General features: G+C 36.6%; 9 protein-coding genes. 7 read left to right on the top strand and 2 right to left on the bottom strand.

The genetic code is table 11. From position 1 onward, the window contains the following. A partial coding sequence (locus tag B2145_RS00380; protein WP_291097000.1) for a reverse transcriptase domain-containing protein occupies positions 1–490 on the bottom strand: 490 nt, incomplete at its 3' end. A 677-nt stretch (positions 491–1167) separates the two neighbouring features. Here B2145_RS00380 and B2145_RS00375 point away from each other — a divergent pair. From B2145_RS00375 to B2145_RS17650, 7 genes are all read left to right on the top strand, one after another. Continuing rightward, positions 1168–1671 carry a hypothetical protein gene (locus B2145_RS00375; RefSeq protein WP_291096998.1) on the top strand — a complete coding sequence of 168 codons (504 nt, stop codon included), beginning with the start codon at positions 1168–1170 and terminating at the stop codon, positions 1669–1671. A 478-nt stretch (positions 1672–2149) separates the two neighbouring features. Beyond that, positions 2150–2779, top strand: a complete 630-nt coding sequence (locus B2145_RS00370; RefSeq protein ID WP_291096996.1) for a PIG-L family deacetylase — start codon at positions 2150–2152, stop codon at positions 2777–2779. Between the two features lie 16 nt (positions 2780–2795). Further along, a complete protein-coding gene (locus B2145_RS00365) occupies positions 2796–3938 on the top strand; it encodes a glycosyltransferase family 4 protein (RefSeq protein ID WP_291096994.1) in 1143 nt (380 codons plus the stop codon). A gap of 6 nt (positions 3939–3944) precedes the next feature. Further along, a complete protein-coding gene (locus B2145_RS00360; RefSeq protein ID WP_291096993.1) occupies positions 3945–5174 on the top strand; it encodes an amylo-alpha-1,6-glucosidase in 1230 nt (409 codons plus the stop codon). Between the two features lie 159 nt (positions 5175–5333). Continuing rightward, positions 5334–5453, top strand: a complete 120-nt coding sequence (locus B2145_RS17655) for an SOS response-associated peptidase family protein (protein WP_414654987.1) — start codon at positions 5334–5336, stop codon at positions 5451–5453. Positions 5454–5464: 11 nt separating this feature from the next. Then, complete coding sequence (locus B2145_RS00355) at positions 5465–5617, top strand: hypothetical protein (protein ID WP_291096991.1); 153 nt, start codon at positions 5465–5467, stop codon at positions 5615–5617. A 41-nt stretch (positions 5618–5658) separates the two neighbouring features. Continuing rightward, positions 5659–5805, top strand: coding sequence for a hypothetical protein (locus B2145_RS17650; protein ID WP_291121615.1), 147 nt, complete (start codon positions 5659–5661; stop codon positions 5803–5805). 200 nt (positions 5806–6005) lie between these two features. Here the strand turns inward: B2145_RS17650 and B2145_RS00350 are convergent, their stop codons facing one another. Next, positions 6006–6491 (bottom strand): hypothetical protein, encoded by a 486-nt coding sequence (locus B2145_RS00350; protein WP_291096989.1) that lies wholly within the window; start codon positions 6489–6491, stop codon positions 6006–6008. Positions 6492–7059 lie beyond the last annotated feature (568 nt).

Here is a 7059-nt window from a genome sequence, read left to right as displayed (position 1 = left end):
GCAAAGTCGTGGGGCATTTTACCTTTTGGTAAATCAGGTTCATCAGCAAGCAATGGTCAACTTCATCGAAAAAGGTCTTTAGGTCAATATCTACAATATAATTGTAGCCTTCGTGAATGTTTTGCAACGCTTTGCCTACCGCTTGGCGGGCGTTTTTGTTGGGTCGAAATCCGAAGCTATTTTCGCTAAAGTCTTTCTCAAATCGTAGCATAATGGCTTGCGATACGGCTTGTTGAAGTAGTCTGTCTACTACTGTTGGGATTCCTAAAAGTCTTGTTTTACCTCCTCCCTTTGGAATCTGTACACCAAGAATGGGTTGCGGTAGGTAACGGTCATTCTTAATATCTTCCAGTAATACAGACTTGTGTTCACGGAAATATTCCGCCAGTTGAGTGGTTTTTAATCCATCAACGCCCGCACTGCCTTTATTGACTTCTACTTGACGTAGCGCCTTTTGGAGATTATAAGGATGTGTTACTTGTGCAATCATGCTTGTTATTTTACATTAAATTCTTCCTGTTCCGCTTTTCCAGGGCTATAACTTGCGTTATTCCGATGAAAATTGAGAACCACTTGCGTTGGGTCCTTCCTTGTTTGTGAGTCCTATACCGTTTCTATTGGTAACTCGTTGCCACAAGTACTATGACTTCTGCTGACTTCTCTTTAGGATTAACCCGTAATCCAAGAGACCTCCCTCGGTAAGCACTTCCTCTTTCCGTCTATTCCCGACGCATCTACTAACTAAATCTGTTGTCTCTAGGCTTTGTATTGCTGTGCATACTTACCCAATTTAGCTAGCCTCTTATGCGCTTTGTGTTCCTCGGTACAGACTTTTGCCGTTTGGCTTCCTTCAGTTCTATCTTTGCAGATAACAACCTTGCCACGTGCTAATCGGCTCAATATAAAATCAACAACTTGCCGATAAGGGACTTGCACCCTCTAGATAAAATTCCTACTTTTGAGGAATTGGAAGTGCATGCAAGGCACACACAGCTACTACAACGGATTTGGGCAATAGGCTTAATGGAAAGTTGGTTTTGTATTTGGTTTGTTTTGGCAAATCCGAATATAGGGCTTAATTTAGTCCCAAACCCGCTGTAGTACCGGGACGTTATAGGCAAACTACGAAAGTAGTCACCAAAAATAAATGTGTAATAAGAAATTTAAATGAGAAAATACAAACTACTTAATTTCATTTTTATACTTCCAATTTCTTTGTATGCGCAAAATGCAATCACCGAATCTACTGTAAAGAAATTATTTAACAGTAATCGAGTTGAAAAGCATAATGGCAAATTTATGTTGCCTTCTGATAAATCTTGGAATTTCAACAATGTTGATAGCTTGTATTACAAACAAGATACAATAACTGCTATTTTATATAAATCAACGAAACATAAAAGCTTATGTGAAATGGTTAATTGGACATTTTATCGAAAAAATGCTTTCATCAAAGGAAAAGAATCAATTTGCAAAGAGCCACCTCAAAGATCAGTTACCAAAAATCCTGATGATTATTTTGAAATCGCATTTTATAACGTTGCTAAAGAAACAATGATTGACGTTTTACGTTATGACAAAATGATTGTCGAATCATTTAAAGTTCTAAATATTTTTGAAAGCGAAGAGTTTACAGAAATCAAATTAGCCCGAAGATTTAATGCTAACTAGCCTGCCTATAACAGCTAAGGTTTCGTTGGGCTTGCAAAGCCAACAATGAAACCTGTGTTGAACCCTTCGATAAACTCAGGACAGGCTCACCGATTGCCTGCCCATCCCACTATGGAGTTCTCGTAAAGTTTTGAGAGAGAATTATAAGAGGATTTAGTCCTCTTTTTTTGCAGAGTTTTTTGGTCGGTTTTCGAGTGTTTTCCTTCACTTTTTTGGCATAAAATCCCTTACCTATAAACCTAAACTAGATTTAATAATATTTAAAAAAAAATTGTTTTAAAACCTGAAAATCAGTACATTTAGAGTTATATTCAACGGTCTGGTGCCTTTAAAGATTTTGTAATCAATTTGATTTCAGGAAAAGACTATTAGTACATCTGTTTGGCAAAATCGCATCTGCCTTTATTAACATACTATTTTAACCCTTGATTCGCATTACGCACTATAATTATTCAGGTTGTCAAAAACAATTTTGAAAATGAAAAGTAAAGCATATAGAACAGTAGCCATAATAGTCGCACATCCTGATGACGAAATCCTTTGGGCAGGTGGAATTATACTGAATAATCCCCAATGGAACTTTTTCATTAATAGTCTTTGCCGAAAAAATGACGAAAACCGTTCATCTAAATTTTATAAGGTTTTAAAAATTCTAAATGCACAAGGAATAATGGGCAATCTTGATGATGAACCTGAACAAAAACCTTTGAATACTTTAGAAGTTGAGCAAAAAATATTGGATTTATTACCTAAAAAGCATTTTGATTTAATAATAACTCATAGTCCTTTTGGAGAATATACAAAACACTTAAGACACGAGGAAATAGGTAAAGCTGTAATTATGCTATGGAACAAAGGTAAAATTGCCACAAATAAACTTTGGGCTTTCGCCTACGAAGATGGAAATAAAAAATATTTTCCAAAAGCAATTGAAAACACGCCTTATTTTGAAACGCTCAAAAAAGAGATTTGGATTAAAAAATATAATCTAATAACCGAAACTTATGGCTTCGAGAAAAACAGTTGGGAAGCAAAAACAACGCCAAAAGCGGAAGCATTTTGGGTTTTCAATAACCCAAATGACGCAATTAAATTTTTGAATAAATAATACTAAAATTAAATTTATGAAAGTATTGGTACTTTACGATTATCCACCATCACCGGGAGGATTGTCAACTCAAGGTGATCTTTTATACAAAGGCTTGCTCGAATTAGGCGTTGATGCCAAAGCAGCTCATTTTGGATCAGCACAAGAAAAAGAGTGGTATTACCGCTGGTTTAAACCCGATGTAGTGGTCGGTATTGGCTACTGGGGGCAAACGCCACAGTTAATTTTACATCCACAGCGGCATGGTATTCAGCCAGTTCCGTGGTTGGTTGCAGATGGCTATATTGCCAATTATCAGGAAGTCTTAAATGCGCTTCCTTTAATATTAGTCACTTCACATTGGGTAAAAGAAATGTATGTAAGAGACGGAATCAATAAAGATAAAATTGAAGTGTTACCTGTGGGTTGCGATACCGATTCTTTCAAACCTTACGATAAAAACAATCCTAAAATACTGGCTGTTCGTGAATTTTTGGGTATTTCTCCTGACCAATTAATGATTTTAACCGTTGGTGGAGATGCTGCATCCAAAGGCGCTCAAGAAGTCATGCAAGCCTTGGCAATTATTAATGATAAAGCCCCGGATTGGAAATATGTTTGCAAAGTTTGGCCTCAACAACGAACAACATCTCAAAACTCTATTGACCTACAAATGGCATCCGATTTGGGTATCGAAAAAAACATTACCTATGAAACAAACACCATTTCTAGAAATTTTATGCCTTACCTCATTGCTGCTTGTGATATTTATGCTGCTCCATCTCGATTAGAAGGATTTGGAATGCCACAAGTAGAAGCGGGTGCTTGCGAAAAACCAGTTATTGGCATTAAAGCAATGGGAATGTTGGACACCTTGGTTGATGGCGAAACCGCATTTTTAGCCAATGTTGCAAAAAAAATTGTGGTTAACGAAGTTACGCTTGGCGATGAATCAGGATTTGAAAACAATTATAAAGTTAAATTTAAAGAGCCTCGAACCGTCGATTATCGTGCGAATGTTCAAGATATTGCCACTGGATTATTAACTCTGATGAATGATACAGAATTAAGACAAAAAATGGGAAAAGCAGGCAGAAAACGAGTAGTCGAAAATTTTGATTATAGAATTGTAGCCAAAAGATTTATAGAAATAATGAATAATAAATTAGGTATAAAATAAATTGAAATGATTAATTCTCAACATACTTCAGCAATAAATGTAGCAAAAAAAGCCGCTCTTGAAGTGCTTTTACACAATATGCACGGTCCATTTCAAGGACTTCCGCGAACTGCAGGTTGGGGTTATCCGGAACCTTATACCCGAGATTTATTGATTTCGATTCTCGGAATTGCCGTTTCTGGAAATGAAGAATTATTAAAAAGCATTCGGAAGGTTTTGGAAACTTTGGCAAAAAATCAAACAGAAAGAGGACATATTCCATCTTTGGTTCACGATTCTGATGACAGAGGAGCAAGCGATACAACTCCTTTATTTTTATTGGGAGTGGGTATTTATAGACAAGTAATTAACGAACCCAATTTTTTGAAAGATGCCGTTCAAAAAGCATTAGTTTGGATGGAATATCAAAGTCCATCCGACAAGTATTTAGTTGCCCAGCAGCCCACCAGCGACTGGCGCGATGAACAATGGGTACTTGGTTACGGATTGTTTGTTAATACTTTGGTTTATAGTTTTTTGAAAATTTTAAATCAATCTGAAAGAGCCAAAAAATTACACCAAGAAATGAGTCGTTTTACCATTATGGGTGGTACAATTCACCATCATGTACACGAAGGTTTGGTATTGAAACATAAACCTTATTATGCCTTTTGGTCATATAAAGTTTACAGCAGTGAGCGTTTTGATTTGTTGGGAAATTGCCTTGTTATTTTATCGGGAATAACTTCACCCACAAGAGCCAATGAAATGGTTTCTTGGATAGAAGCCGAATGTGAAGCAATGAAAAATAAAGGATTATTGGCAGTCGATTTACCTCCTAATTTTTTCCCTTTCACCAATCCAGACGATCCCGATTGGCACGATAGATATTCCGAATTTAATAACCCAGGCGAGTACCATAACGGTGGTATCTGGCCATTTATATGCGGTTTTTATATTGCAGCATTAGTGGCGGCAAAAAGATTTACATTAGCAGAACAGAAATTAATAGCATTAACTGAATGCATAAAAAAAACGAATCTTTCAACTGAATCTGCAGCTAAAAATAATGATAAATCCGTCAAATATATAAATGCCGAAAATATGGAATTTGGTTTTAATGAATGGATAAAAGCACAAAACGGGGAGCCCAAAGGTCAAAATTGGCAAACTTGGAGTGCATCAATGTATTTATATGCAGTTAAATGCGTGGAAGAAAAAAGAACGCCTTTTTTTGAAGAAATGCGACAGGAATAATTTAGTAATATCTAAAATTAGAAGTTATGTAAATCAGCCACAGAAGTACAGGCCCGATTCAAGGCCACAATTGACGATATTTAACTTTTCATGCCGGAATCTAATGTCAATGGCTTTGACTTTCCGGAAACACCGGTTATCATCGACTAAAAACCAAATATTATCACGCACTACAATTGGGGGCTAATCCCGGCTTGGTCTAAAGACGAAGAAATACAAAAATACACCCTGAATGCCAAGATAGAAACCGTTAACGAAAAACCTTCCTTCAAAAACTAGGTCAACAAAAGATGCCTCATAATCGCCAACGGCTATTTCGAATGGCAATGGCTGGATCCAAAAGGAAACAAAAACAGAAATACGAAATAGGGCTGCCAAACGAAGAATTGTTTGCTTTTGCAGGATTGTATTCCCATTGGGTAGATAAAACACGGGAGAACTAAAAAACACCTATACCATTCTCACCACCGAAGCCAGTCCCCTTTTGGCGGTAATCCACAATCACAACAAAAGAATGCCGGTAGTCCCAAAACCCGAAGACGAATCCAAATGGTTGGAACCTTCCCCGATACAAGATTTTGCTTTCCCCTATTCCGTCGATTTAATCGCCAACCCAATAAATCTGACATAAGTATCACTAAAGTAAATGTCGGATCACAATTCCTCAAGCTCTCGGAATTAATACATACTGTCGAAATCCACTCTAATTCCCCTCTTGAGGGAACTTGTCCCGTTTTTAGAACGTGAAGCTAGGGGTGTGTTATATTTAATTATCATATAAACCCGAGCAGTGGCTAAAAAGGCGAATAACTTTTTCCCTCTATTTGTTCATCATTTATCGACGCAGTCAACATTTGTAAATTTGTATTTCACACGATCAAAATCTATAGGCGTGCCTTTAACAAAATAAGAGGCACCCATAGTGGTTTCTATTTTCCCATTGCCTAAAATGAGTTCGTTCCCTCTCTTTAGAAATGCCATTGGATTTTTGTAAGTTACTTTATCATTCGTTCCCTGAATAAACGTGTAGGCAGCAAATAAGGTGTCTCCACGGAATTCTCCAGCAATTTTCCCAACCTTTTTCGGCATAGTAAAAACTTTCATCACCATATTGCCGGTTATTTTTCCATTTTTTAAAGTGTTTATTTCTAAATCAATGGTGTCTTGTTCATAGAGCGCTTTATAGCACTGTACGCTTATCGGCTTTTCAGCTTGGACTTGGGAAGCTTTAACGTCTTTTTGGTTGGAATTTTTTTTACAGCTTTCGACGAGTCCAATACAAGCCAACAGCAAACATAATAGGCCTAGATTTTTCATGGTAGTAAATCTTTAGTTAATAATTGTGGCAATAGCCATGGCTAATTTACACATAAATAGCGTTTATTAATACAGATTTTGTATTTTATTTTTAGCTGACAATAAAAATTATCTCAATAAAATAGTCATATTAAATCTTGTCCACACCAATTTATTAGTAAATATTCCATAATGTTCACATCAACAATTACTTCTTCATTTTTCAACTAATGGAAACGACGGAATGGCAATGTCAAGTAATACGTATTGTTGTAATGATGCAGAATGACATTTGATAATTCCAGAAGCAACTCGCAAGCTACAGGATTCAAGGTGACTTTCCCTAATTCGTTTTTTTAATCATTCATATCTATAAGTATTAATTTACAAATAAATATACGTATTTTTGGTCGGTAACAGGTTCACCCGTAGGGTGTCAGTTCAACAGCCGTTTGGCAAGATTGGGGTTTTAGGCTTAATTTAAAGTTTGTTTTGTAGCTGCCGAGATCAGTTGCTAAACAGAAAGTTTCGGCTTCCTTAATCCGCAACAGCGGCAAAGCCTGGGGAACGTAAGCGGCTATTAAAAATA

Origin of the sequence: Flavobacterium sp. UBA5153 (genome assembly GCA_002413745.1) — a bacterium.
In the GTDB taxonomy this organism is placed as follows: Bacteria; Bacteroidota; Bacteroidia; order Flavobacteriales; family Flavobacteriaceae; genus Flavobacterium.
Note: the sequence above shows the minus strand (reverse complement) of the source record. Positions and strands in the feature narration are given on the sequence as shown.

Excerpts from the sequence above, each read along its gene's own strand:
- B2145_RS00375 (WP_291096998.1), top strand. The coding sequence starts at position 1,168 with ATGAGAAAATACAAACTACTTAATTTCATTTTTATACTTCCAATTTCT.
- B2145_RS00370 (WP_291096996.1), top strand. The coding sequence starts at position 2,150 with ATGAAAAGTAAAGCATATAGAACAGTAGCCATAATAGTCGCACATCCT.
- B2145_RS00365 (WP_291096994.1), top strand. The coding sequence starts at position 2,796 with ATGAAAGTATTGGTACTTTACGATTATCCACCATCACCGGGAGGATTG.
- B2145_RS00360 (WP_291096993.1), top strand. The coding sequence starts at position 3,945 with ATGATTAATTCTCAACATACTTCAGCAATAAATGTAGCAAAAAAAGCC.
- B2145_RS00355 (WP_291096991.1), top strand. The coding sequence starts at position 5,465 with ATGCCTCATAATCGCCAACGGCTATTTCGAATGGCAATGGCTGGATCC.
- B2145_RS00350 (WP_291096989.1), bottom strand. The coding sequence starts at position 6,491 with ATGAAAAATCTAGGCCTATTATGTTTGCTGTTGGCTTGTATTGGACTC.